The 22,464-nt window shown below is 63.2% G+C and carries 21 protein-coding genes; 8 read left to right on the top strand and 13 right to left on the bottom strand.

Annotated elements, in window-relative coordinates; translation table 11 throughout:
* Positions 1 to 3: 3 nt before the first annotated feature.
* From ACZ2GY_RS14200 to ACZ2GY_RS14190, 3 genes are all read right to left on the bottom strand, one after another.
* Positions 4 to 939 carry a sugar ABC transporter permease gene (locus ACZ2GY_RS14200; protein WP_299166331.1) on the bottom strand — a complete coding sequence of 312 codons (936 nt, stop codon included), beginning with the start codon at positions 937 to 939 and terminating at the stop codon, positions 4 to 6.
* Positions 939 to 2,534 carry an ABC transporter permease subunit gene (locus ACZ2GY_RS14195; protein WP_277357433.1) on the bottom strand — a complete coding sequence of 532 codons (1,596 nt, stop codon included), beginning with the start codon at positions 2,532 to 2,534 and terminating at the stop codon, positions 939 to 941. The genes ACZ2GY_RS14200 and ACZ2GY_RS14195 overlap by 1 nt, the downstream gene beginning before the upstream one ends.
* Before the next feature lie 136 nt (positions 2,535 to 2,670).
* Positions 2,671 to 3,966 (bottom strand): sugar ABC transporter substrate-binding protein, encoded by a 1,296-nt coding sequence (locus ACZ2GY_RS14190; RefSeq protein WP_471672183.1) that lies wholly within the window; start codon positions 3,964 to 3,966, stop codon positions 2,671 to 2,673.
* 281 nt (positions 3,967 to 4,247) lie between these two features.
* On the opposite strand from ACZ2GY_RS14190, the gene ACZ2GY_RS14185 reads away from it, so the two are divergent.
* Together ACZ2GY_RS14185 and ACZ2GY_RS14180 are read left to right on the top strand one after the other, a co-directional pair.
* Positions 4,248 to 5,927 carry a glycoside hydrolase family 13 protein gene (locus tag ACZ2GY_RS14185; RefSeq protein WP_471672182.1) on the top strand — a complete coding sequence of 560 codons (1,680 nt, stop codon included), beginning with the start codon at positions 4,248 to 4,250 and terminating at the stop codon, positions 5,925 to 5,927.
* A gap of 38 nt (positions 5,928 to 5,965) precedes the next feature.
* Positions 5,966 to 6,982: a LacI family DNA-binding transcriptional regulator gene (locus ACZ2GY_RS14180; protein ID WP_277357430.1), complete on the top strand. Its 1,017-nt coding sequence runs from the start codon at positions 5,966 to 5,968 to the stop codon at positions 6,980 to 6,982.
* Between the two features lie 9 nt (positions 6,983 to 6,991).
* On the opposite strand, the gene ACZ2GY_RS14175 is transcribed toward ACZ2GY_RS14180, so the two are convergent.
* The 8 genes from ACZ2GY_RS14175 to ACZ2GY_RS14140 form a co-directional block, all read right to left on the bottom strand.
* Positions 6,992 to 7,270, bottom strand: coding sequence for a hypothetical protein (locus tag ACZ2GY_RS14175; RefSeq protein WP_346027389.1), 279 nt, complete (start codon positions 7,268 to 7,270; stop codon positions 6,992 to 6,994).
* 8 nt (positions 7,271 to 7,278) lie between these two features.
* Positions 7,279 to 7,998 carry a GAF and ANTAR domain-containing protein gene (locus ACZ2GY_RS14170; protein WP_471672180.1) on the bottom strand — a complete coding sequence of 240 codons (720 nt, stop codon included), beginning with the start codon at positions 7,996 to 7,998 and terminating at the stop codon, positions 7,279 to 7,281.
* Between the two features lie 42 nt (positions 7,999 to 8,040).
* Positions 8,041 to 8,745, bottom strand: a complete 705-nt coding sequence (locus ACZ2GY_RS14165; RefSeq protein ID WP_471673600.1) for a GAF and ANTAR domain-containing protein — start codon at positions 8,743 to 8,745, stop codon at positions 8,041 to 8,043.
* Between the two features lie 154 nt (positions 8,746 to 8,899).
* On the bottom strand, positions 8,900 to 9,637 hold the full coding sequence (locus tag ACZ2GY_RS14160; protein ID WP_471672179.1) for a GAF domain-containing protein: 738 nt from the start codon (positions 9,635 to 9,637) through the stop codon (positions 8,900 to 8,902).
* A 498-nt stretch (positions 9,638 to 10,135) separates the two neighbouring features.
* Positions 10,136 to 11,788, bottom strand: coding sequence for a M23 family metallopeptidase (locus ACZ2GY_RS14155; protein WP_471672178.1), 1,653 nt, complete (start codon positions 11,786 to 11,788; stop codon positions 10,136 to 10,138).
* A gap of 332 nt (positions 11,789 to 12,120) precedes the next feature.
* The gene (locus tag ACZ2GY_RS14150; protein ID WP_471672177.1) at positions 12,121 to 13,023 is read right to left on the bottom strand and encodes a diacylglycerol/lipid kinase family protein; all 903 of its coding nucleotides are present in this window, start codon (positions 13,021 to 13,023) and stop codon (positions 12,121 to 12,123) included.
* Positions 13,024 to 13,105: 82 nt separating this feature from the next.
* Positions 13,106 to 13,597, bottom strand: a complete 492-nt coding sequence (ybaK, locus tag ACZ2GY_RS14145; protein ID WP_471672176.1) for a Cys-tRNA(Pro) deacylase — start codon at positions 13,595 to 13,597, stop codon at positions 13,106 to 13,108.
* Positions 13,598 to 13,601: 4 nt separating this feature from the next.
* Positions 13,602 to 14,759 carry a GGDEF domain-containing protein gene (locus ACZ2GY_RS14140; RefSeq protein WP_277357422.1) on the bottom strand — a complete coding sequence of 386 codons (1,158 nt, stop codon included), beginning with the start codon at positions 14,757 to 14,759 and terminating at the stop codon, positions 13,602 to 13,604.
* 114 nt (positions 14,760 to 14,873) lie between these two features.
* On the opposite strand from ACZ2GY_RS14140, the gene ACZ2GY_RS14135 reads away from it, so the two are divergent.
* Positions 14,874 to 16,181, top strand: coding sequence for a cation:proton antiporter (locus ACZ2GY_RS14135; protein ID WP_346027385.1), 1,308 nt, complete (start codon positions 14,874 to 14,876; stop codon positions 16,179 to 16,181).
* Complete coding sequence (locus ACZ2GY_RS14130; RefSeq protein WP_471672175.1) at positions 16,174 to 16,902, top strand: YqjF family protein; 729 nt, start codon at positions 16,174 to 16,176, stop codon at positions 16,900 to 16,902. Before ACZ2GY_RS14135 ends, ACZ2GY_RS14130 begins: the two co-directional genes overlap by 8 nt.
* A 6-nt stretch (positions 16,903 to 16,908) precedes the next feature.
* On the opposite strand, the gene ACZ2GY_RS14125 is transcribed toward ACZ2GY_RS14130, so the two are convergent.
* Positions 16,909 to 17,187 carry an acylphosphatase gene (locus ACZ2GY_RS14125; RefSeq protein ID WP_471672174.1) on the bottom strand — a complete coding sequence of 93 codons (279 nt, stop codon included), beginning with the start codon at positions 17,185 to 17,187 and terminating at the stop codon, positions 16,909 to 16,911.
* Entirely contained in the window at positions 17,184 to 17,879 is a 696-nt protein-coding gene (locus ACZ2GY_RS14120) for an SDR family oxidoreductase (RefSeq protein WP_277357418.1), read from the bottom strand. Before ACZ2GY_RS14120 ends, ACZ2GY_RS14125 begins: the two co-directional genes overlap by 4 nt.
* A gap of 165 nt (positions 17,880 to 18,044) precedes the next feature.
* On the opposite strand from ACZ2GY_RS14120, the gene ACZ2GY_RS14115 reads away from it, so the two are divergent.
* The 4 genes from ACZ2GY_RS14115 to ACZ2GY_RS14100 all read left to right on the top strand — a co-directional run bounded on the left by ACZ2GY_RS14115 (position 18,045) and on the right by ACZ2GY_RS14100 (position 22,428).
* A complete protein-coding gene (locus ACZ2GY_RS14115) occupies positions 18,045 to 19,016 on the top strand; it encodes an aldo/keto reductase (protein ID WP_471672173.1) in 972 nt (323 codons plus the stop codon).
* Positions 19,017 to 19,023: 7 nt separating this feature from the next.
* Positions 19,024 to 20,007, top strand: coding sequence for an SDR family oxidoreductase (locus ACZ2GY_RS14110; RefSeq protein ID WP_471672172.1), 984 nt, complete (start codon positions 19,024 to 19,026; stop codon positions 20,005 to 20,007).
* Positions 20,008 to 20,103: 96 nt separating this feature from the next.
* The gene (locus tag ACZ2GY_RS14105) at positions 20,104 to 21,297 is read left to right on the top strand and encodes a TerC family protein (protein ID WP_277357415.1); all 1,194 of its coding nucleotides are present in this window, start codon (positions 20,104 to 20,106) and stop codon (positions 21,295 to 21,297) included.
* A 144-nt stretch (positions 21,298 to 21,441) separates the two neighbouring features.
* Positions 21,442 to 22,428, top strand: a complete 987-nt coding sequence (locus ACZ2GY_RS14100) for an ATP-grasp domain-containing protein (RefSeq protein ID WP_471672171.1) — start codon at positions 21,442 to 21,444, stop codon at positions 22,426 to 22,428.
* The last annotated feature ends 36 nt before the right edge of the window (positions 22,429 to 22,464 follow it).

The raw sequence follows: 22,464 nt of genomic DNA, 5'->3' as shown, positions 1-22,464 counted from the left end.
TCCTTAGCCCTTGACCGATCCGGCCGCGAGCCCGTTCACGATGTACTTCTGCAGGTAAAGGAACAGCGCCATGACCGGCAGGGCAGCCAGCACAGCACCGGCGGCGAACACTCCCCAGTTCTCGGACCGTTGCTGACCCACGTAGGAGTACAGGCCAACGGCGAGGGTCTGGCTGTCCGGGTCATTGAGCACCACGCTGGCAATCACAAACTCACTGCTAAGACCGATAAACGCCAACAGCCCGACGACGGCCAGGATCGGCGTCACCAGCGGCAGGATGATCGTGAAAAATACCTGAACGTGGCTGGCGCCATCGATCCGCGCCGCCTCGTCCAGGGACGCCGGAATGGTGTTGAAGAACCCGTACATCAGGTAGGTATTCACACCGAGCGCGCCGCCGAGGTACACCATGATCAGCCCTAGCTGGCTGCCCAGTCCCAGCCACGGCACCACATCGGTGATGAAGTTCAGCAGCAGGAAAATTGCGACGACGGCAAGCAGCTGCGGAAACATCTGCAGTACCAGCAGGGACAGCAGGCTGACCCGGCGGCCCTTGAACCGCATGCGGCTGAATGCATAGGCGGCCAAAGCCCCGAGGAAGACCGTTGCCGCCGAGGTGACAACGCCGATCACCAGCGTGTTCATAAACCACTTGCCGAACGGGCGGTTGGGATTGCTGAACAGTTCCTCGAAGTTGCCGAAGTCAATCCGGCTGAAGAGCACGTTGGAACCGGCCATGGTGCCAGTGGAGTTCAGGGCAGCAGACAGAACGTACAGCAGCGGGAAGATCGCAAACGCCGTGGTGATGACCGCGACCACATGCCGCCACCCCTTGTCACGGAACCACGCACCGAAGGACTGTTTGCGGCGTTCCGGCGGCGGCGTCGTCGTGCCGTGACTGGGCGTAGCGAGGAGCGGTGTGGGGGTTTCGGTAGCCATTAGTTGATCTCCTCGAGAGACTTTGTCTGCCGGAAGCTGATCACGGAGATCACGGCAACGATGAAGAAGATGATGATGGACAGCGCGCTTGCGAGGCCGTAGTCACGCCCCACGCCGCTGCCGAACGCAACCTCGTACACCATGGTGATCAGGATGTCCGTTGCGCCCACGTTGACCGTGGTGTCCGACAGCCGCGGGCCGCCGTCGGTAAGCATGTAGATCACGTTGAAGTTGTTGAAGTTGAACGCGAAGCTCGCAATGAGCAGCGGAGCAACCGAGACCAGCAGGAGCGGGAGCTTGATGGAGGTGAAGAGCTTCCACGGGCTGGCGCCGTCGAGCCGTGCGGCTTCGTTGACGTCCTCGGGCAGCGACTGCAGCGCACCGGTGCACACCAGGAACATGTAGGGGAATCCGAGCCACAGGTTCACCAGCAGCACGCTGAACTTCGCGAGCAATGGATCCGTGAGCCACGGGATGTTCGCGCCGCCGAAGAACGTGTTGTTGACGTAGCCGAATTCCGGATTGAGCAGACCGGACCAGACGAGGCCGGCAAGGAAGGCGGGAAACGCGTAGGGCAGGATCATCAGGATGCGGTAGATCTTCTTGCCGCGAAGGTTCGGGTGGTTGAAAGCGTTGGCCAGGAACAGGCCGAGCGCAAACGTGGACAGCACCGAGATCAGCGCAAAGGTGAACGTCCAGAGGGTCACCTGCAGGAGGGGTCCGCGGATGTCCTCATTGGAGAATGCCTTGACGAAGTTCGCAAAGCCGACGTCGATCTTCCAGCCGGTGTTGAGTTGCTGACCGTCCGCAGAGACAAAGGTTCCCTCGCCGGAGTCTGAGTAGACCGTTCCGGTTTCAGTGTCGGTGAAGGTGTCGGACGCGTCGTCGTAGACAAGGGTTGGGCTGAACACGTACGCAGTGGAGCCGTCGCTGGTGCGCAGGGTTCCGTCGTCGGGATCTTCAGAGAACGGGACGGTCAGCGCAAGGATCTCGGACTGGTTCGCGAGGATCTCGTCGAACTGCAGGGTGCGGTAGTCCTCGAGTTCGGTCGCCTTGCCGGTGCCGTCGGTGACGGCGTTGGAAACTTCTTCGAGCGGTTCTTCCGTGCTGCCGATGCTGATGTCGCCGTCGGGATCGGTGGTGAGGAAGTGGAAGTCGCCGCCCTGCTCAACGATGGTGACCCGGTAGGCGGGGGAGTCCGGTACCCGCTGCTGCGCCGCCAGCTGGATGGACGAGATGGCGTCTTCCTTGGTGCTGTTGTGGCCGTCACCGTAGTTGGTGAACGCAACGTAGCCGCTGAAGATCATGACGAACACCTGGAAGAGCAGGAGGAAGAAAATTCCCGGGGCCAGGTACTTGGCGGGCAGCCCGCCGCGCCGGAGGTAGATCCAGTTGATGAGTAGTGTGACCGCAGCGGCCAGCACCAGCACTATCCACTTTTCCTGCAGAAACAGGACAATCAGGACATAGACGGCAAAGGCGTCAACGAGTCCCAGCAGAATGATCTTTGCGAGGAGACCGGCAACGGAATCTGAAGGGCGAAGGGTCCGGGACCGCTTCGTGGACTCGGCGGGGGAGGCAGTGGTGGTGGGCATGCGGCGGAGCTTTCGTTGAGGGCACTTCGGCGAAGCGGGCCGGGCAGGTGGAAGGCAATGAGGCAGGTATGCAGGTAAAGCGAAGCCGTTGTGGGCCGGGGTCTGTCCGGCCCACAACGGCTTTCAAAGGGTGTAGCTATCCGGCAGCGATCTTCTGCTCGATGTTCTTCACCATTGCCGGCCAGGCCTCTTCCGGCTTGACGGCGCCCTTGATGAGAGCGAGTTCGGTTGCGCCCCAGTCGGCCCAGACTGCCTGCATCTCGGGTACGGCGGGCATCGGAACGCCGTTGGCGCCGATTTCACCGAATGCGGCAACTACGGGATCTGACGCTGCCTTGTCGAAGGACGCGGTCAGTGCCGGGGGACGGCCGCCGACGCCGAACATCGCGTCCTGCGCCTCTTCGGTGGTCAGGTAGTTCACTGCAAACTCGTTGGCTGCGAGAGCGTTGGAGCTCTGCGAGGAGATGAAGAAGCCGTTGACGCCGATGAACGGCTGGGCGGGCTCATCACCCACGGTGGGCAGCGGATCGATGGCCAGGTTGATGCCGGCCTCCTGTGCAGCAGGAACGTTCCACGGGCCGGTCAGGTAGTAAGGGGACTCGCCGGCGAGGAACTTCTCCTTGGCGATGTCTCCGGTGATGTTGGAGTTCAGGACGCCGGAACCGGTGTCACCCCACTCAACAAGCTTCTTCGCGAACTCAACGCCGTTGGGCTCACCGAGCATCAGCTTCGAGGGATCGTAGCTGCCGTCCTCGTTCTGAGCGAAGACAGGAACGCCCATCGAGGTCTGGAACGGGTACATGTGGTACGGATCCGCCTGCTTGGGATCGAGGCCAACCAGGAACGGGAACTCGGCTTCGCCGGCGTCAACCGCTGCCTGGCCCTTCTCGATGACCTGATCGAAGGTCTCGGAAGCCTCGGAGACCATATCGGTGTTGCGCAGCAGCGCGATGTTCTCGACTGCGTACGGCACGCCGTACAGGCTGCCCTCGTAGGACATGGCCTGGATTGCGGACTCCTGGAACTCTCCAGCCTTGTCTCCCAGTTCGATGGGAGCAACAACGCCGTTCTCCACAAAGGTACCGATCCAGTCATGCGGGCCGACGATCAGGTCTGGTCCGTTGCCGGTAGGCACCTGGGTGATGAAGTCATCGCGTACTGCTGCGAAGTCCTTCACCGCAAGGTCGATCGAGATGCCGGTATCTTCCTTGAAGTCGGCGGCGATCTGCTCAAGTGCCGGAGCGCGCTCCGCGTCCACCCACATGGTCAGGGTGGTCGATCCGCCTTCAGCGAGGTCGGTTGGCGCAGCGGATTCTCCCGCGGCGGTGTCGGTGGATCCGCCACCGCAGGCAGTGACGGCCAGCATCGCGACGGACAAAGCCGCGGTGGCCAGCGTCCGGCGATTCAGGAGTCTGGTTGTTTGCACCTTCATTGGTGAACCTTTCTGTGGCGCCGCGAGGCAGCCGATACTGAGGGTTTGCGCTGCATAGCGCGGTTGTAAATGGAAGACCTGTTTGGTTGCGCCGAACACGTCGGATCCGAAACGGAACCAGTGAGGCACAACACATCGTAAGCGCTTACGGCCAGTCTGTACAACAACACGGCTGGGATCGCCCAGTTTCTGCGGAATACCGGCATTCGCAAGAGTGGGGGTAACTTCTCATTCATGTAAACGCTTCCATTTTCTCGGCAACCGGGGTTAGCATGTTCCTCATGCCCAACGCTGTTTCCCTGGCCCCTGCTGTGTCCGCGCAGTCTGTAGCGCCCGCTTTCCACGAACCCCTTCACACCGCTCACGACGACGACGCCTGGTGGCGCTCGTCCGTGATCTACCAGGTGTACCCGCGATCTTTTCGGGACCTGAACGGCGACGGCCAGGGGGACCTCGCCGGGATCACCGCCGAGCTGCACCAGCTGGCCGACCTCAGCATTGACGCGATCTGGATTTCGCCGTTCTACACCTCCCCGCAGCGCGACGGCGGCTACGACGTCGCCGATTACTGCGACGTCGACCCGATGTTCGGAACGCTCGACGACTTCGACGGGCTGACTGCCCGCGCAGCAGAGCTGGGCATCAAGGTGATCGTCGACCTCGTGCCCAACCATTGCTCCAGTGACCACCCGCTCTTCACAGCCGCCCTCGCAGCAGGTCCCGGTTCGGCTGAGCGGGCCATGTTCATCTTCCGCGACGGTTCCGGGGATGACGGCTCCAACCCGCCGAACAACTGGCAGTCCCACTTCGGTGGGTCGGCCTGGACGCGCACGCTGAACGACGACGGCACGCCCGGTCAGTGGTACCTGCACCTCTTCGATTCCTCCCAACCGGACTTCAACTGGGACAACCCCGCGGTCCACGCCGAGTTCGAGCGGATCCTGCGGTTCTGGCTGGACCGCAACGTCACCGGTTTCCGCGTTGACGTTGCGCACGCCCTGGTCAAGGCCGAGGGGCTCCCGGATTGGCACGGCCGCCCCGATGGCTGCTCCACCGACGGCTACCCGGGCCACGCTGCGCCGATGTTCGGCCAGAAAGAAATCCATGACATCTACCGCCGGTGGCGGTCAGTTCTTGCCGAGTACGACGGCGACCGCATCCTGTGTGCGGAAGCCAGCATCGATCCGCTGTCCCGTCTGGTCAACTGGGTCCGCCACGACCAGATGCACCAGGCCTTCAACTTCGCCTACCTGAACCACCCCTGGAATGCCGCTGAACTTCGCGGGATCATCACTGACTCATTGCAGGCGTTCGACAGCGTGGATGCGCCGACCACCTGGGTCCTGAGCAACCACGATGTCACCCGGCACGCTACGCGGTTAGGCGAAAACAATCCGGAGGTCGGGCTCGACCGTGCACGGGCGGCGTCGTTGGCCATGCTGGCACTCCCTGGTGGCGTCTACCTCTACCAGGGTGAGGAACTCGGGCTACCGGACCACCTGGAGATTCCGGACGAGCAGCGCCAGGATCCGACGTTCATCCGCACGGGCGGAGAACGCGTAGGCCGGGACGGGTGCCGGGTTCCGCTGCCATGGCGGGCTGACGAGCCGCACTACGGGTTCGGCTCCACCAGCGGCGGATGGCTGCCCCAGCCGGAAGACTGGTACACCCTGGCGCGCGACGTCCAGCAGTCCGATCCAGATTCCACCCTCAACCTGTACCGTTCGGCGCTCGCACTTCGCAAACAGCTCCGTCTCGGTGCCGGCTCGCTGAGTTGGGCTGCGGATTACATGGACACGGACATCATCGCGTTTCTCAACAATGACGTCATGGTGATCATGAACATGGGAGAATCTGATGCCTATGTACCATCGGGCACGGTCATCGCAGGGAGTCACGCGGATGCCGGTGCAGAGGGCGTCCTGGCGCCGAACCGGTGCGTATGGATAAAACTCAACTAAGAGGACCGCGCCCGTCCTTTGCTCTGAGGGAGGGCACCGTGGTTGGCATCAAGGATGTTGCAGCGCTCGCCGGCGTCTCAACTGCCACGGTATCCCGTGCCCTCAGCGGCAACGGCCAGGTGTCCGAGCGGGCACGGTTGAAGGTTCTTGAGGCTGCAAAGCAGCTGGACTTCGTGCCGTCCTTCTCGGCATCATCACTTGCCTCGGGCAGGAACCGCAATGTCGGCGTCGTTGTTCCATCAGTCAATCGCTGGTATTTTTCCCAGATTGTGGACAGCGTTGCGGCGTCACTTCTGGACGCTGGCTATGATCTGACGCTGTATAACGTGAGCGACGGCGCGGGCCACCGGGACCGCGTCTTCTCCGAGTTCCTGCTGCGCCAACGCTGCGACGGCGTCATCTCCGTTTCCCTGCAGCTGTCCGAAACTGAACTCGGACAGCTGCTGGCGGTGGGCAAGCCGATTGTCGGTATCGGTGGTCCCCTTCCCGGCGCTGACACCATCAGCGTCAACGAGTTCGCCATTGCCCAGTTGGCCACCGAACACCTGATCAGTCTGGGACACCGCGGGATCGCCTACATCGGCGGGCCTGAGGACGCTGCCAGGGACTTCAATATCTCGGAAGGCCGCCGCCGCGGCTACGAGGTAGCCATGGAAGCTGCCGGTCTGGAAATTCTTCCCTCATGGCTTGCCTATGCGGACTTCACGATTCCCGGTGGATATGCCAGCGCCAAACAGGTGCTCGGGTATCCCCGGAACCGTCCCACCGCCGTCTTCTGCGCCTCGGATGAGATGGCGATCGGCGCCATTGTTGCCGCACGGGAACTGGGAATCAGGGTTCCGGATGCCCTCTCGGTGATTGGCATTGACGGACATGACCTCGGCGAGGTTTTCGGGTTGACCACCATCGCGCAGTACCCGGCGTTGCAGGGAAGCCGTGCCGTGCAACGAATGCTTCAGCTCTTCGCCGGCCCCGCCGAGTCGGGAGAACGCTCCAACCACACGGCCCACACCGAGATGATTGTGCGTTCCAGTACCGCAGCGCCGGCAGAGTAGCGTGCGCTCTCAGTCCTGCGGGGCGTCCGCCGGCGGCAGTTCGTCCGAGTAGGGAGCGCGCGGACCGGATCCGTCGGCGCACAATTCGTTCGCAGCCATGGCCAGGAGGTCGCGTTCCAGTTTCGGCAACGAGATCAGGCTCTGCAGGTAGGCGTCCACCTCATACTCTCCGGCGGAACCGCCGATGCTGAAATAGCGAAGCCACAGCTCGCCCGTGGTGATGTCCGCTCGCGCCAGGACCTCGCTGAGACCCTGGCGCTGTTCAGGTTCGTAGCTTTCAAAGCCCACGATGAACCTCAGGTGTTGCGGGCCGTGGTTCCGGCCACCAGCTCAGCGCTGACGCCGCGAAGGGAGGTTCGCTCCTGCCTAGCGGTCTTCATCAGCTCCATCAATGCCTGCTCAGAGGTGAGGCCTTTCCGTTCAAGGAGTATTCCGCAGGCCTGGTTGATCAGGTCCCTGCTATGGAGCGCCGTCTGCAGGCCTTCGCTCATGCGCTCAACGGTTTCCCTGCTCTGGATATGGGACAGGAGCGTTGCCGCCGGGCTGACCAGAATATGCATCAGGGAGGTTGTCTCGATGGTGAAGACACCGGGTTCTCCTGCGTACGCTTTCAATGCGCCGATGGCGTGCCCTTCCACCATGAGCGGCACGCTCGCCACCGAGCGAATGGGGAGCTCCCGGACCGCCGCGCTCCACTCGGGCCACCGGCGATCAAGAGCGACATCGTCGACAAGCACCTGCTCCTCAGAGGCCCAGGCCGTGAGGCAGGGTCCCTGCCCCAGCTCATACTGGAAACGGTCTGCTTGCTGCACGACGGGGTCGGTGAAACCCGTGCTGGTCCTCTGCCCGCTGGAATCGAGGATGCTGACTCCCGCCCCCACGGCGCTGGGAATCGACTCTTTCACCGCCTGGGCCAGGTGGTGGACGGCATCGTCCACCTTTTCCTGGGTAAGCAGTAAACCCAGAATGCGGCCGACGGCGGCGGACAGCTCATCCAGTGGCGGTTTCTTGATCATGGTGTGCCTTCGGCTTGACGGGCAGGGTGCAGTTCGGAGGGCTTACTCGTCGAAATCCGGAGCCTTGTCATGATCACCCGCTACCCGACCGATGACGCCTTCGGCCAGCGTGTGCATTTTCACGTTCCGGTGGCTGCTGGCATCCACAAGGATCTGGAACGCCGTTTCTCGGGAACAACGGTTCTCGGCCATGATGATGCCAACTGCTGTAGCAATAGTCGTCCGGGATTCCAGCGCCGCACTGAGATTGTCCTTGAGCTCATTGAGCTGCGCAATCTTCAATGCAAGGTGAAGCGCCCTGGCTGCCTCTTCTGCAACGTCCTGCGCAGCAAGGATGCTGTCCTCCGAGAATCCGCGGACGCGCGCTGAGTAGAGGTTGAGGACTGCCTTGCCGGAGTTTCTGACGTCCATGGGCACTGAGAGAATGGACTGCACATCACAGGATTCCGCGGCACGCATATAGTCTGGCCAGCGGGTTTCGTTCTCCACCTCCGCAACGCTGATGATGGCGCCATCGCGAAGCGCGGTCAGGCACGGACCGTCGCCGTAGCTGTTCTGCACTTCATCGAGTGTTCTGGAACGCTCGTCGCTGCTGGCTACCGTCAGCGGTTTCTTCCGGCGAAGAACCGTCACTCCACAGGAGATGGGATTGTCCGGCAGGGAAAGCTGCTCGGAGGCCATCCGACTCAGCTCCGTTAGGAATTCCTGGACATCAGCATTGTCCGCGAGCAGATCCTGCAGCTGCATCACCAGTTCGGCACTCTCTGTACCGACCGGTTGGAGAAAGGTGCAACCCTGTACTTCCACGTCCGGAACCCTTTCTGATCGGAACCTCGAATACCATCTTCCCGTGCTCGGCTCATTCTTGAAACCTTGCGCCTTCCTGCCTGTGCCGTACGAGTCAGCCTGGCTGATTCGCGGTGCGGCTGATCAGCGACGTCGCCCTGGCTTTCCCCAGAAGCTCACCAGCGATGCCCTGTACCCGCGTGTTGTGGTGCCGCGCAGCAACGTGCAGCATCAGCATTGCTGCTTCGCGACTGCAGCGGTTTTGAGCCATGACGAGCGCCACGGCTGCATCGACCACCGCGCGGGATCTCAGTACGTCATACAGGTCGTCAGGATAGTGTTCCGGTTCGTGGACGCGCAGAGCCAGCTGAAGAATGGTGGATATCGACGCCGCGTGCTCTTTCACAGACGCAATCATTGCGGCATCGAACCCAGCAAGATCCCGGGAATAGCAGTTCAGGGCAGCGGCAGAGGAACCGTTTGTAACTATCGGAACCGCAAGGACCGACCGGATCTGTTCGCCGGAAATCGCATGAGCATATCGCCGCCAGCGTGGGTCGTCCGCGAGTCGAGGGATAAAAACTGTGTGACCTGTGCGCAGCGCGGTGAGGCAGGGTCCGTCGTCGAACGCATACTGCTGCTCATCCAGGCGTTGGGCCAGGGCGCTGCTGCTGGCAACGGTGGTAGGCCCGCCGGTGCGCTCCACCGTGATGGCGCAGTGCATTGGGACGTCCTGGTTGAACAGCGAAGCGGAAATGGTGCTCAGACCGAGCAGAAATTCTGTGAAGCCCGGGCTCTCAAGAAGCAGAGCCTGTAGCTTTTCACTGTCGGAGATGTCGCGGTCGGGGGCCATACGGCCTCAATTCTGTACAAGCGCCAGAGCAACTACCCCGACTTGCGGCAGGCCACTCGATGCGCACCCTGCCCGTAGGATGCAAATCGCCATGGCGGAAAGCTTCCTACTACCGAGACTACGCTCCCTCAGCAGCGCGGAGTCCGTTTGACCGGTACTAACTGCTGGCCGCAGAACCAACTGCGGCCCGGGGCCAACTGCGAGGGGCGGTACCAACTGCAAGGGGCGGCGCCCGCCGTGCGAGTCGTGCATGAAACGGGAAGGGCTTTCCCATGGTCGTGAACCTCCGGGGGTCTCAGAGAGGGGGGGGAAATCACGACGTTACTTGGGGCAAGCAACTGATTGGCGAACTTGGCCAATATTGGGACCAATATCGCCCTGGGATCTTGACGGAACGGTCCTGACGCAATATGAGCCCCAGAAGTTTCCGGGGCTCATATTGTGCTGTACATGGTGGCACGGCGCGGTGACCGGTACCTCGCGTTATGGTTTGCTGGCCTATGGCGCGGTGGTCAAACCTGGATCGGCTTCCCGTGCAGGCTCTGTCCCGGTGATTCCGGGCGTTGGTGTAACGGAGACCGAAGCGCACAGTTCCGCAGCCGTGATCGGCTCCTTCGTCATCGGATCAAGTACCGACTCTTTGGTGATCGGGTCGACGATGATGGACTCCGGGTCGATTGCGGGATCGCAAGCCTCCAGTGGATCGGTCACCGAGACTGTCGGGGGAGTAGCGGGAGGTGGGGTGCCGGGGTCTGTAGACGGCGGCGGTGGATCGGCGGGCGCCGGATCAGGGATGACAGGCGTTGGGTCCACGGGGGGTGTGGGATCCATCGGTGGAGTTGGGTCAGCGGGTTGAGTCGGATCAGGCGTCACCGGATCCACAGGTGGAGGCGTCGGCGTTACAGGATCCACGGGCGGCGTCGGAACGGGCGTGTTCGGCGGCGTTGGATCGAGAGTTCCGGGCGGCGTGCCGGGGTCGGTGGCCGGCGGCGTTCCAGGCTCTGTAGGCGGAGGAGTCGTCGTCGAAGGCGGCTGTGTGCCCGGCTTGGACGGAGTCCCGGAAGGCGTCCCCGACGGCGTGCCCGGCTTGGAAGGCGCTGTTGACGTTCCGGGAACCGACGTACTTGGCGTATCCGAGGGCTGTGTAGCCTTCTTACTGCCCGAAGACGTGCTGCCCGAAGAAGCGCTGCTCGTAGACGTGCCGCCGGAGGACTTGCTACTCGAGGACTTGGTGCTGGAAAGTGCCTTGCCGCTCGCCCGCGGCCCCTGAGCCGCCACTTCCGCATCCACACGTGCAGGCGACTTCAAAGCAACCGGCTCAAAAGCCGTAGCGGTAGCGAGGTAGGCAACCCAAGCGGTGTCGTCGTCGTTCCCGTTGCCGGTCCCCGGGGTGAAGTTGACCAGGCTCGGCATCTCAACCGGGCCACTGCCGTCCAGCGGAATCAGCTTCCAGGCGTCCGGATCAGTGTGACCGCCGTCGAGGATGGTTTCGAAGTGCAGGTGGCACCCGGTGGACCAGCCGGTGGTGCCTACCGTGGCGATGACCTGCCCGGCTCCCACGCGGTCTCCGGCCTTCACCCCGATCCCCTCCAGGTGGTTGTAAGTGGTGACGAGGCCGTTGCCGTGGTCAAGCTCCACGCGGTTACCGCCGCCCCAGGGATGCCAACCGGCGGCACGGACAACACCGGCATCCGCTGAAAAGACGCGGGTTCCGCAGGGTGCCGCGAAATCCTGGCCGGAGTGAAATTCATTGTGCTCCCCGGTGATGGGGCTGGTTCGAAGACCGAACGGCGAACTCGGGGTCAGGAACTGCAAGGGAGAGATCAGCATGCCCTTGCGAGGGCGCGGCGTGGAGCTGAGGGACTCAACCGATGACCTCTTGTCAGCGGTAGCCGTGGCCCGTGAAGACTCCTGCGCGCCGGGAACCTCACGCCCCGGTACCAGCGAATCCGTGGTGCCGAAAGGCAACGCTGTCCCTGGACCCACGAGCTGCTGCTCACCCACATACCCGGTCACCGGAACGATGGCGTCAGAGAAACTTCCTGCTCCCTGGGCGAGCACGGTGCCGGTTGCACCCGCACCGGAGGTCAACGGTGTGGATCCGGGATAGCCAAAGGAGTAGATGACAGCCAGAGCAAGGCAAACGCTCACACCAGACCGAACCGCACGACGACGGCTCCTCAGAACGCTGTGGCCCGATGCCGGCCTGACTTCACTCACTGGTAACTCCCCATATGTTTCCCCTGATGAAGGTCCGTTACGACCGAACCCCGGGGAGGAATCCGAACAATCAGCCTTCGCCAGGTGCCCGCGAGGGGCCCGAAATTGCTGGTGGCTGACAATCAGCCTACTGGGCTGTTTGCCATGGAGATAGAGTGCTCCGCCACTCTTGTGGAAACCTTGAGTGAACTTCGTGAGCGCTGCGGCAATACCCGGAGTTCAGTGCTGTTTGCTGCGGAGCAGGTGCTACTGAAAGGCGCATGCTACTGCGGGGCGATGACGTGCCAGGCGTCACACACGACATCCCACCGGCGGTGCGGGAACGGGCCCCACAATTCACCGTCATTGCTTACCCTGAATCCATTGCCGTCAACCGCGGTGATTTCAACAGTCTCCCCGCGCCCGATCCGCACATCAGTGCGCCGCGCATGGTCGCCGCTCTTGAGGTCGAGGGCGTACCCCACCCGTGCAGCGGAACCCACCGACTCCCAGAGCACGACGTCGACAAGCCCGTCATGCGGGTTGGCGTCCGGGATGAGCCGGGCGCCTCCGCCGACGGTGCCGCCCAGGCCGAGGGCCACCATCAGCAGCGGCCTGGCTCCGTCATGCAACAGTTCACCGTCCACCCGCACGCTAAGGTGCTGCCCGGGAGAGCTGAACCCCGCAGCGACGGCACCCAGCGGGTACCCGAGCTTCCCGGCCTTCACCTTTTTCAGCTTCTTCTTGAGGTCAGCGCCCTTGGCCGCGGCATCCGCGCCGATCCCCACGTGGACAGCATTGACGGCAACACGGTCTTCGCTGACCAGCAGCTCCATGGTGCGTGCCGGCCCGGACATCACACACTCGGCAGCCTGCAGCGGATCGAGCGGAATTCCCAGTGACCGTGCGAGGTCGTTTCCGGTACCCACGGGGATGATGCCGATGGGCCCGGCGGAGGCCAGTGTGCCGGTCTTGTGCAGGCACTGGATCGCGGCGTGGACCGAGCCGTCGCCGCCCAGCAGCACCAGCTGCCTGCCGTCCAGGCTTCCGAGGGCTGAATCCAACTCGTCCAGGTCCTGAGTGCGGGCAAGTTCAAAGGACGTGCCCCGCCGTGCGGAAGCGGAGGCAAGGAAGGAGGCAACGGCATCGACACTGCGGCGGTATGCGGTTCCGGCGGACGCGTTCACGACCGCCAATATGCCCTGACTATGCACAGGTGCTCTCGTCTGCTGGGGATGGGGACAACTGAACCCACACTAGTACGGGCGGTCAAGCGGAGGCGAGGGCCGCCGTCGTACCGTCAGTTGCACGAAGGAGGTCAGCGGGCGCGAGCTCGATCTCAAATCCGCGGCGGCCACCCGAGACGAGGATCGTTTCGAAGGCAAGCGCGGATTCGTCGAGCACCAGCGGGCTGCGGTGCCGTTGTCCCAGTGGTGAGATTCCGCCGAGCACGTACCCTGTCCGCCGTTCAGCGGCAGCGCGGTCCGCCATGGCGGCGCGCTTGCTTCCACACGCGGCGCCCATTGCTTTGAGGTTCAGTAGGCGGTTGACGGGAACGACGGCGACGGCCAGCTGGGTGCCGGTGTCCACCATGAGCGTCTTGAAGACGCGTGCGGGGTCAACCGCCAGCTTCTCGGCGGCCTCGGTTCCGTAGTGTTCAGACGAAGGGTCATGCACGTAGCTCAGGGTGCGGTGCGGGATGCCCAGCCGGTTCAGCAGTGCGGTGGCAGGAGTGGCGGCGGAAGTTTTGCGTGAACCCACACTGTCACTTCCGTCCGGTAGGGCCCTGGACAGCCCGGTTCCGGCCCAGTGACTTGGCCTCGTAGAGGGCGGCATCCGCGGTTGCGAGGACTGCGGCAAGGTCTGTTGATTCCGAGTTGATCGCAGCGATGCCGTAACTGACGGTCGGCGGCTCGAATCCCTCCGCGAAGGTGGCACGTGCAAAGCGGGCGCTGAGCTGGTTCACGATCGCTTCGGCACGGTTCGAGTCCGCACCGGGCAGCAGGATGACAAATTCCTCCCCGCCGTGGCGGCCCACCAGGTCGGTGGAGCGCACCGTGGCCACACAGATATCCGCGAACGCCTGGAGGACTCCATCTCCTGCGGCGTGCCCGTGAGTGTCATTGACGGCCTTGAAGTGGTCGAGGTCTGCCAGCACCAGGGCGCCGGGAGTCCCGTTAGCGCGAATCCGGTTCAGCTCGTTCAACGCCAGATCCGCAAATCCGGAACGGTTGAGCAGGCCGGTAAGCCCGTCCCGGGTAGCGCGAAGGTGAAGGTCATGGGTCACCTGCTCGTTACTGAGCGCTGCCATGCTGAAGGAGACCACAACCAGAAGTACCAGGGTGATGAGGGTGGTGATCGCGGAATCGAAGTAGGTAGTGAAAGTGGGTCCGTCCGGTCCTTCCGCCAGGAAAACGAGCCATCGCCCCAGGTAGTAAGCGGCGAGAAGGCCGGCGGCGAGCGCCAGGGACTTGGTGACCCTGCTGGAGGAGCGCTTGATACCCCAGAGCTCCACGGAAGCCAGGGCCAGCAACAGGCACATGAAGGCGAGGAACACAGGGCCGCCTGACCAGTCGTTCGTAGCCGGGCTGTCCAGTGCCGAGACCAGCAGGGTCACCGCCGGTCCGGCGAGAAGCTGCCACACGGGCGCAGGGCGGGCGCGCAGCGTTCTGGCGCTGGCCCAGACGCTGGCCACGCCGAGCACCAGCAGGGCGTTCCCGGTGGGGTTGGCCCAGACCTGGTGAGCCGTTCCATCCAGCAGGTAGGCCGCGGACCCGGTGAGGAACAGGGCGAGGGCAACGCACCACCAGGCGCTGTAGATCGAGCGCGTGCGCTGAAAGGTGACGAAGTAGAAGAGGCCCAGCAGCGTCACAGCAACCACAGCGAAGACAAAACGCACCGTGGTCGTGTCGAGAAATTCCATGAGCCCCCCGGCGGTAGCGAGATGGGCACTAGTATCCCATCCGGGGATGCTGCCCGCGACGAAGAGCTTCTGCCCGAGTATCTTTAGGCAACATCCATGCGAGAAGGAGCCAGAGTGCTCAAGCTTTTTGAGGGACCCAGCATTATCTATACGGTGCTCGGCATCATCGTCTTTGCTGCCGCGTTGCTTCCGCGTCTGCTGCGCCGTGTCCCGATCTCCATGCCGATGGTTTTTCTCTCCGCAGGGGTCCTGGCCTTCGCGCTGATCCCGTACCTGCCTACACCCGATCCGGTGAAGTATGAGGTGGTCACCACGCACTTCACCGAGGTGTGCGTCATCATCTCCCTGATGGGTGCGGGCCTGGCCCTCGACCGGCCTCCCGGCTGGCGGTCCTGGTCCACCACCTGGCGGCTCCTCGGAATCGTCATGCCGATCTGCATCCTCGTCTTCACAGTCCTTGGCTACGTGTTCCTGGGACTTGGGCTGGCCAGTGCAATCCTGGTGGCCGCCGCGCTGGCTCCGACTGACCCGGTCCTGGCCTCGGAAGTGCAGGTTGGTGAGCCCGCGGACGGCGAAGAAGGGTTCGACCGCGAGGATGAGGTCCGCTTCGGGCTGACCAGCGAGGCCGGCCTCAATGACGGCCTGGCCTTCCCGTTCGTCTATCTCGCCATCACCATCAGCCTCGTCGGGGCCGCACCCGGCGCCTGGTTCCCGCAGTGGTTCCTCGTCGACGTCCTGTGGCGCATCGGGTTCGGTGTGCTGCTCGGTTACGGAACGGGCAAGCTCCTGGGCCGACTCTTCTTTTCCTCCCGCGCGGAATCGTTCCGGCTGTCCACCCACTCCGAGGGGTTCGTTGCGCTCGCTGCGACGTTCCTGGCATACGGCGTGACCGAAACGTTCGAGGGGTACGGCTTCATCGCCGTCTTCGTTTGCGCCATCACCATCCGCTCGGCGGAGCGCAACCACGGGTACCACCGGGTGCTGCACAGCTACGTGGAACAGCTCGAACGGCTGCTGTCCGTGGTCATCCTGGTGCTGCTCGGCGGGGCTATCGCGAGGGGGCTTCTCGAAACCATCGGCTGGACCGACGTCGTTCTTGCGCTCGCGTTCCTGATCCTTGTCCGGCCTCTGGCAGGATTCCTTGGACTCCTCGGCGGCCAGACGGGTACGCGGGAGAAAGTGGCGCTCGCGTTCTTCGGAGTCCGCGGTATTGGTTCCCTCTACTACCTCGGGTACGGCTTGAGCAACGGTGATTTCGACGCCGAAGCGAACGAAGTCTGGGGTTTCGTCGGCCTCGTCGTGGCGCTTTCCGTTGTGCTGCACGGAATCACGGCAACGCCCGTCATGACAGCGCTCGATCGCCTCCGCCGGCGAAAGGCCCAGGTTGATGGCGGGGGAGACGTGCCGATAACCCATGTCTGATCTCTGCGCCCCTGCTCCGCGGTGGCCGGAGCCCCCGCCACTGCTTACGCCCGCGGTCATGGACCAGTTCTGGGGCCATGCCGTCTTCCTCCACTGGCGCATTCCATCCTCCGCGGCGGCCCGCTTCATGCCCGCGGGAACAGATCCGGACGAGCACGACGGCGACTCCTGGGTGGGGCTCATCGGCTTCCGCATGCGCGGAGCAGGTTTTGGACACGGGGTGCCGGTGCCGTATTTCGGTACGTTCACGGAAGTGAATGTACGGCTCTACTCGCGGGACCGGAACGGCGTTCGCGGCGTCGTTTTCCTCACCCTCGACGCGTCCCGGCTGGCCGTGGTGCTTGGCGCCCGGGCGGCAGGTATCCCGTACGTCTGGTCCCGCTGCCGTGCTTGGCACGGCCCGGACGGCACCGGCTACTCAGTGGACAGGTTCCGGGGCGCGTCGTCGTCCTTCTCCGTACTGCCCACCGGGAGCGTTGCCGCCGATCCGCTGTCCGTCCACCTGACCGCGCGGTTTGGCCTGCACTCGCGGTTCGCCGGCCGGACCCTCTACATCCCCAACACCCATACGCCGTGGCCGCTTCAGAGCGCGGTACTACAGCACTGGGATGACTCCCTGGTGCAGGCTGCAGGCCTGGCAGTGGAGGGTCCTCCGGAATCGGTGCTTTATTCGCCGGGCGTGCAGACCCAGTTCGGGATGCCCCGCAGGCTTGAAGGGTGACCGCCGCTAGTCCGTGACGAAGCCTGTGAGTCCGCTGGCGCCGTCGTCGTGCAGGTCCGCTTCCACCTTCTTAACGCGGCCGGGAGCATCCGCGGAGCGCAGCCACTTCAGCAGCTGTTCAACGGCTGACGACGGTCCGGCCGCAACAACCAGCACCGAACCGTCCGGCCGGTTGGTGGCCGAACCGACCAGCCCGAGCTGCTCCGCCTGCTGCCGGGTGCGGTAGCGGAAGCCGACGCCCTGGACCTCGCCCGTCACCGTCGCGGTGAGCCGAACCGTGCTCATGCCATTCCCGAGGGACGGATATTGAGCGACTCCACTGCCGAATCACGCGAGGCGTCAACTGCAAGACGCACTGCCTTGGCCACCTGAGCCGGCTGGATCCAGGCACCGGGGGAGTACTCCTTGCCCTCGAAGTCGTGAAGTTCGGCCTGCATGTCCGTCGCCACCCGTCCGGGGTGGATCGAGGACACCCGGACGCCGTTGGGCCGCTCCTCTTCCCGAAGGGCGTCAGTGAGCGCGCGGAGGGCAAACTTGGTGCCGCTGTAGACAGCCGAGCCCGCGCCGGAGCTGTAGCCCGAACCCGAGTTGATCGCGATGACCTGCCCGCGGGCCTCGCGGAGGGCAGGCAGCAGGAGCCGGGTCAGCTTTGCGACGGCGAAGACGTTGATGTCGAAGCTCGTTCGCCACGTCTCGTCATCGAGATCAGCAACCGCGCCCATCTGCAGGACCCCGGCGGAGTGCACCAGGACATCCAGGCGGTCGATGCCGGCGACGTCGGTTTCCGTCACTTCCCGCACATCCACGGCGAAGGGCTTCGCGGACGGGTAGGACGCCGCGAGGGCGTCCAAGGCCGTGCGGTCACGACCGCCCAGCAGTAGGTGATGGGTGGGCGCGAGCTCATCGGCAATGGCGCGGCCGATGCCCCGGGAGGCTCCGGTAATAAGCGCCACGGGCAGCGGGTTTGAAGAAGTCATGGGTGAAATCCTAGGCGCCGGGGAACTTTTGCGCAGATCCGGCGGGCCCGCCAGCGCTCCAAGTCACCGGAGGTGCGCAAAAGTTACCCCCTAGCGCACGCGCGCCGAGCTTGGCAGGATGGAAAGCGGATTCCCGCACGTTCATCCCGAGAGGAACTTTTCCTGATGCAGTACACCCACCTTGGCCGCTCCGGCCTGTCTGTTTCCCGCCTGTGCCTCGGCACCATGAACTTCGGGCCCAAGACCGAAGAAGCGGACTCACACTCCATCATGGATTCGGCCCATGCCTCCGGGATCAACTTCTTCGACACCGCCAACGTGTACGGGTGGGGCGTGAACAAGGGCCGCACCGAAGCGATTGTGGGGCGCTGGTTCGCAAAGGGTGGGGGACGCCGTGAGAAGACGGTGCTGGCCACGAAGCTCTACGGTGACATGGATGAGTGGCCCAACAACGGCAAACTGTCCGCACTGAATATCCGCCGCGCGCTCGACGCCAGCCTGAAGCGTCTCCAGACCGACTACATCGACCTCTACCAGTTCCACCACGTCGACCGGAACACGCCCTGGGACGAGATCTGGCAGGCCGTCGAGGTTGCCGTCCAGCAGGGCAAGATCCTGTACTCCGGCAGCAGCAACTTCGCCGGCTGGCACATTGCCCAGGCGCAGGGGGCCGCTGCTCGCCGCAACTACACGGGCCTCATCAGCGAACAGTCCATCTACAACCTGCTCACCCGCACCGTGGAGCTCGAAGTTCTACCTGCCGCCCAGGAATACGGGCTTGGCATCATCCCCTGGTCGCCGCTGCATGGCGGGCTGCTGAGCGGTGTCCTGAAGAAGGAGAATGAAGGCGTCCGCCGTCTCGAGGGCCGCGCCGCCGACACCCTTGAAAAGCACCGGGATCAGATTCAGCGCTACGAGGATCTGGCTGAGAAGCTCGGCCACTCGCCGGCGGACCTGGGCCTTGCCTGGCTCCTTGCGCAGCCTGCCGTCACGGCGCCGATCATCGGCCCACGAACCCAGGAACAGCTCGACGGCGGCCTGCGTGCGCTTGAGATAGAGCTCGACGACGACACCCTGTCCACGCTCGATGACATCTTCCCGGGCCACAAGACCGCGCCCGAGGATTACGCGTGGTGAGGTCCGCGTGAAGATTCTCTGTATCGGCGGGACCGGCGTCATCAGCACCGCCGTCGTCGACCGGGCGCTCGCGCAGGGCTACTCTGTCACCGTCCTGAACCGGGGAACCACCACCGAGCGCCCGGTGGCATCGCGAGCGGAAGTGTTGACCGCCGATATCCGGAAGCCGGACGAAGTCCGTGCTGCGCTCGGTAACCGCACGTTCGACGTCGTCGTCGACTTCGTGGCTTTCACCCCCGACCACATCGCTGCCGATATTGAACTGTTCACCGGGCGAACCGGCCAGTACGTGTTCATCAGTTCGGCCTCCGCATACCAAAAACCGCCGGCAGCCCTTCCCATTCGTGAGTCCACTCCGCTGCGCAACCCGTTCTGGCAGTACTCGCGGGAGAAAATTGCCTGCGAGGACCTGCTGGTGGCTGAGTACCGGGAGCGCGGCTTCCCCGTCACCATCGTGCGGCCGTCACATACGTACGACCACACGAAGATCGCCATCGCAGGCGGCTGGACGGACATCGCACGGATGCGGGCGGGACGGCCGGTGTTGGTCCACGGTGACGGCACCTCTCTGTGGACGCTGACGCACAGCACTGACTTCGCGAAGGCATTTGTCGGGCTGCTTGGACTGCCGCAGGCGATCGGGGACAGCTTCACCATCACCTCTGACGAGTTTTTGACCTGGAACCGGATCTACCAGTTGTTCGCGGAGGCCGCGGGAGCGCCGGAACCGGAGCTGGTCCATGTCGCGTCCGAGACTATCGCCGCGCACCTTCCGGACCTCGGTTCCCAGCTGCTCGGCGACAAGTCACACTCTGTGATCTTTGACAACTCCAAGATCAAGGCATTAGTGCCGGACTTCATCTGCACAACCCCGTTCGCCCTCGGCGCGCGTGAGATTGTCGCCTGGTATGACGCCGATCCCAACCGTCAGCAGGTTGACTTCGAACTTGATGCAGCATTCGATCGCATCATTGCCGCAGCCCAGTCTTGACCGGTACAGGACTTTTACCGGTAGCTGAACTGCTTGCAGGGGTGCTGAACGTGGAACTACGGTGAAGTTACAGCCCACTGTCGAGGAGATATACGCATGGAAGTGCCCACACTTGTCTGGATTCTGACGATCGCAGGAATTGTGGGGCTGCTTCTCTTCGATTTCTTCTTCCACGTGCGCAAGGCGCACACCCCGTCCCTGAAGGAAGCCAGCGTCTGGTCCGCCATCTATGTGGGCATCGCGGTGCTGTTCGGCGTGGGAGTGCTGATCTTTGCCGGTCCCCAGTACGGCACGGAATATTTCGCCGGGTACATCACGGAGAAGGCACTCTCCGTGGACAACCTGTTTGTCTTCCTCATCATCATGACCACGTTCAAGGTGCCGCGGGCGGACCAGCAGAAGGTGCTCCTGTTCGGCATCGTCTTTTCGCTGATCGCACGGACCGGGTTCATTTTTCTCGGTGCCGCGCTGATCAACTCCTTTGCCTGGGTGTTCTACATCTTCGGCCTCATCCTGCTGATCACGGCCGGCAACATCCTCAAGCCGAAAAACGTGGAGGAGGAAGAGACTTTCATTGTCCGGATGGCGCGCAAGTTCCTGCCAGCCACGGAACATTACGACGGCGACAAACTCTTCACGGTTGAGAACGGCAAGAAGGTCCTTACCCCGATGCTGCTGGTGATGGTGGCCATCGGCGCTACGGACATCCTGTTTGCGCTTGATTCCATCCCCGCCATCTTCGGTCTGACGCAGAGCGTCTTCATCGTCTTCACCGCCACCGCTTTCTCCCTGATGGGGTTGCGCCAGTTGTACTTCCTTCTTGATGGGCTGTTGGACCGGTTGGTTTACCTCTCCTACGGCCTCGCCGCGATCCTCGGTCTCATCGGGGTGAAGCTGATGCTGCACGCGCTGCACGAGAACAACGTCCCGTTCATCAACGATGGCCAGCCGGTCAACGTGGTGGAAATTTCCACCGGGCTTTCCCTCAGCCTGATCCTCGGCATTTTGTTGGTGACGGTCATTGCTTCCCTGGTGAGCCCGAAGGGGAAGGCCAAGACCCTCATCTCCGGTGCCCGGCGCCACGCCATCGAGTACCTCGACCTCAACTACGAGACAGACATCAACGAGCGGGAGCGTATCTTCGAGAAGATGTGCGCCGAAGAGGCAATGCTCAAGAAGCAGCCGGAAAAGTACAAGCGCTATATCCGGAACGAGACCGAGTTCAAGGCACTCCTTACCCGTGCCCACGAGGAGCATGAAGCCGCACTCGAACGCGAGCCAACGCGCTAAAACGCGCACGCCCGAGCCAAAAGCGCCGGGGAGTGGCAGATTCGTGGGGACGTCCCCACGATCGTGCCACTCCCCGGCGCTTTTGGGGTCCAGGTGGGAGGCGCGAGGTGGAATAGCCCCTTCGAGAGAGAGGTTGCACCGAACATGACTACGTCGGAAGCTCCAAAGATCTACGCCCTGCACGAGAACCCCGAGTGGTTTCCTCCGTTTGCCCGTGCCTTCGAGCAGGAGGGGCTCCAGTTCGAGGAGTGGCTGCTGACCGACGGCGTGCTGGACCTCGACTCGACGCCCCCGGAAGGTATTTTCTGGTCGCGGATCAGCGCTTCAGCGCATACGCGGAACCATGATTTGTCCAAGGACTATGCGCGGGCAGTGCTGTCCTGGCTCGAAGCTCACGGCCGGCGGACCATCAATGGCAGGCGGGTCCTTGAGCTTGAGATGAGCAAGGTAGACCAGTTGACGGCGTTGAAAGCGGCGGGCATCGACACGCCCCGGACGGTCGCGGCCATTGGACGCGATCGAATCCTGGACGCGGCGGAGGGTTTCCAGGCCCCCTTCATCACCAAACACAATCAGGGCGGGAAGGGCCTGGGAGTCCGCAAATTCGAGAGCCACGCCGAACTGGCCGAGTATGTGGTGTCGGATGAATTCGAGGAGCCGCAGGACGGCATCACGCTGATCCAGGAATTCATCCAGGCAGCCGAACCGATCATCACGCGTGTGGAGATTGTGGGCGGCGAGTTCATCTACGCGATTCAGGCGGATACAGCCCGCGGCGGTTTCCAGCTCTGCCCGGCGGACGCCTGCGCCATCGATCCCGCCACGGGAAAGCCGATCATGCCACCGGGGGCCACCATTGAACCTGTTGCCGGCCAGCAGCTCTTCAGCCTCCGCCGTGACTTCGACCATCCGATCATAGAGAAGTACGTCGAATTTGCCCGACGGAACAACATCGAGGTGTGCGGAATCGAATTTATGGAAACCGCAGAGGGGCGCGTACTGACCTATGACGTGAACACCAACACCAACTACAACGCACTGGTGGAGGCTGAAGCGCCGCGCTCAGCGCCAGATGCGCTCGCCAAGTACCTGGCGGAGGTAGCAGCCGGGCCGGCAGGGTCGTTCGTGTAAAAGCCGGCGCTCAGCGGTAGCCTCGAAAGTGCGAGC

This window comes from Arthrobacter sp. KKT183 (genome assembly GCF_055657625.1).
Note: the sequence above shows the minus strand (reverse complement) of the source record. Positions and strands in the feature narration are given on the sequence as shown.

Excerpts from the sequence above, each read along its gene's own strand:
- ACZ2GY_RS14200 (WP_299166331.1), bottom strand. The coding sequence starts at position 939 with ATGGCTACCGAAACCCCCACACCGCTCCTCGCTACGCCCAGTCACGGC.
- ACZ2GY_RS14195 (WP_277357433.1), bottom strand. The coding sequence starts at position 2,534 with ATGCCCACCACCACTGCCTCCCCCGCCGAGTCCACGAAGCGGTCCCGG.
- ACZ2GY_RS14190 (WP_471672183.1), bottom strand. The coding sequence starts at position 3,966 with ATGAAGGTGCAAACAACCAGACTCCTGAATCGCCGGACGCTGGCCACC.
- ACZ2GY_RS14185 (WP_471672182.1), top strand. The coding sequence starts at position 4,248 with ATGCCCAACGCTGTTTCCCTGGCCCCTGCTGTGTCCGCGCAGTCTGTA.
- ACZ2GY_RS14170 (WP_471672180.1), bottom strand. The coding sequence starts at position 7,998 with ATGATCAAGAAACCGCCACTGGATGAGCTGTCCGCCGCCGTCGGCCGC.
- ACZ2GY_RS14165 (WP_471673600.1), bottom strand. The coding sequence starts at position 8,745 with ATGCAGCTGCAGGATCTGCTCGCGGACAATGCTGATGTCCAGGAATTC.
- ACZ2GY_RS14160 (WP_471672179.1), bottom strand. The coding sequence starts at position 9,637 with ATGGCCCCCGACCGCGACATCTCCGACAGTGAAAAGCTACAGGCTCTG.
- ACZ2GY_RS14140 (WP_277357422.1), bottom strand. The coding sequence starts at position 14,759 with ATGGAATTTCTCGACACGACCACGGTGCGTTTTGTCTTCGCTGTGGTT.
- ACZ2GY_RS14130 (WP_471672175.1), top strand. The coding sequence starts at position 16,174 with ATGTCTGATCTCTGCGCCCCTGCTCCGCGGTGGCCGGAGCCCCCGCCA.
- ACZ2GY_RS14125 (WP_471672174.1), bottom strand. The coding sequence starts at position 17,187 with ATGAGCACGGTTCGGCTCACCGCGACGGTGACGGGCGAGGTCCAGGGC.
- ACZ2GY_RS14120 (WP_277357418.1), bottom strand. The coding sequence starts at position 17,879 with ATGACTTCTTCAAACCCGCTGCCCGTGGCGCTTATTACCGGAGCCTCC.
- ACZ2GY_RS14115 (WP_471672173.1), top strand. The coding sequence starts at position 18,045 with ATGCAGTACACCCACCTTGGCCGCTCCGGCCTGTCTGTTTCCCGCCTG.
- ACZ2GY_RS14105 (WP_277357415.1), top strand. The coding sequence starts at position 20,104 with ATGGAAGTGCCCACACTTGTCTGGATTCTGACGATCGCAGGAATTGTG.
- ACZ2GY_RS14100 (WP_471672171.1), top strand. The coding sequence starts at position 21,442 with ATGACTACGTCGGAAGCTCCAAAGATCTACGCCCTGCACGAGAACCCC.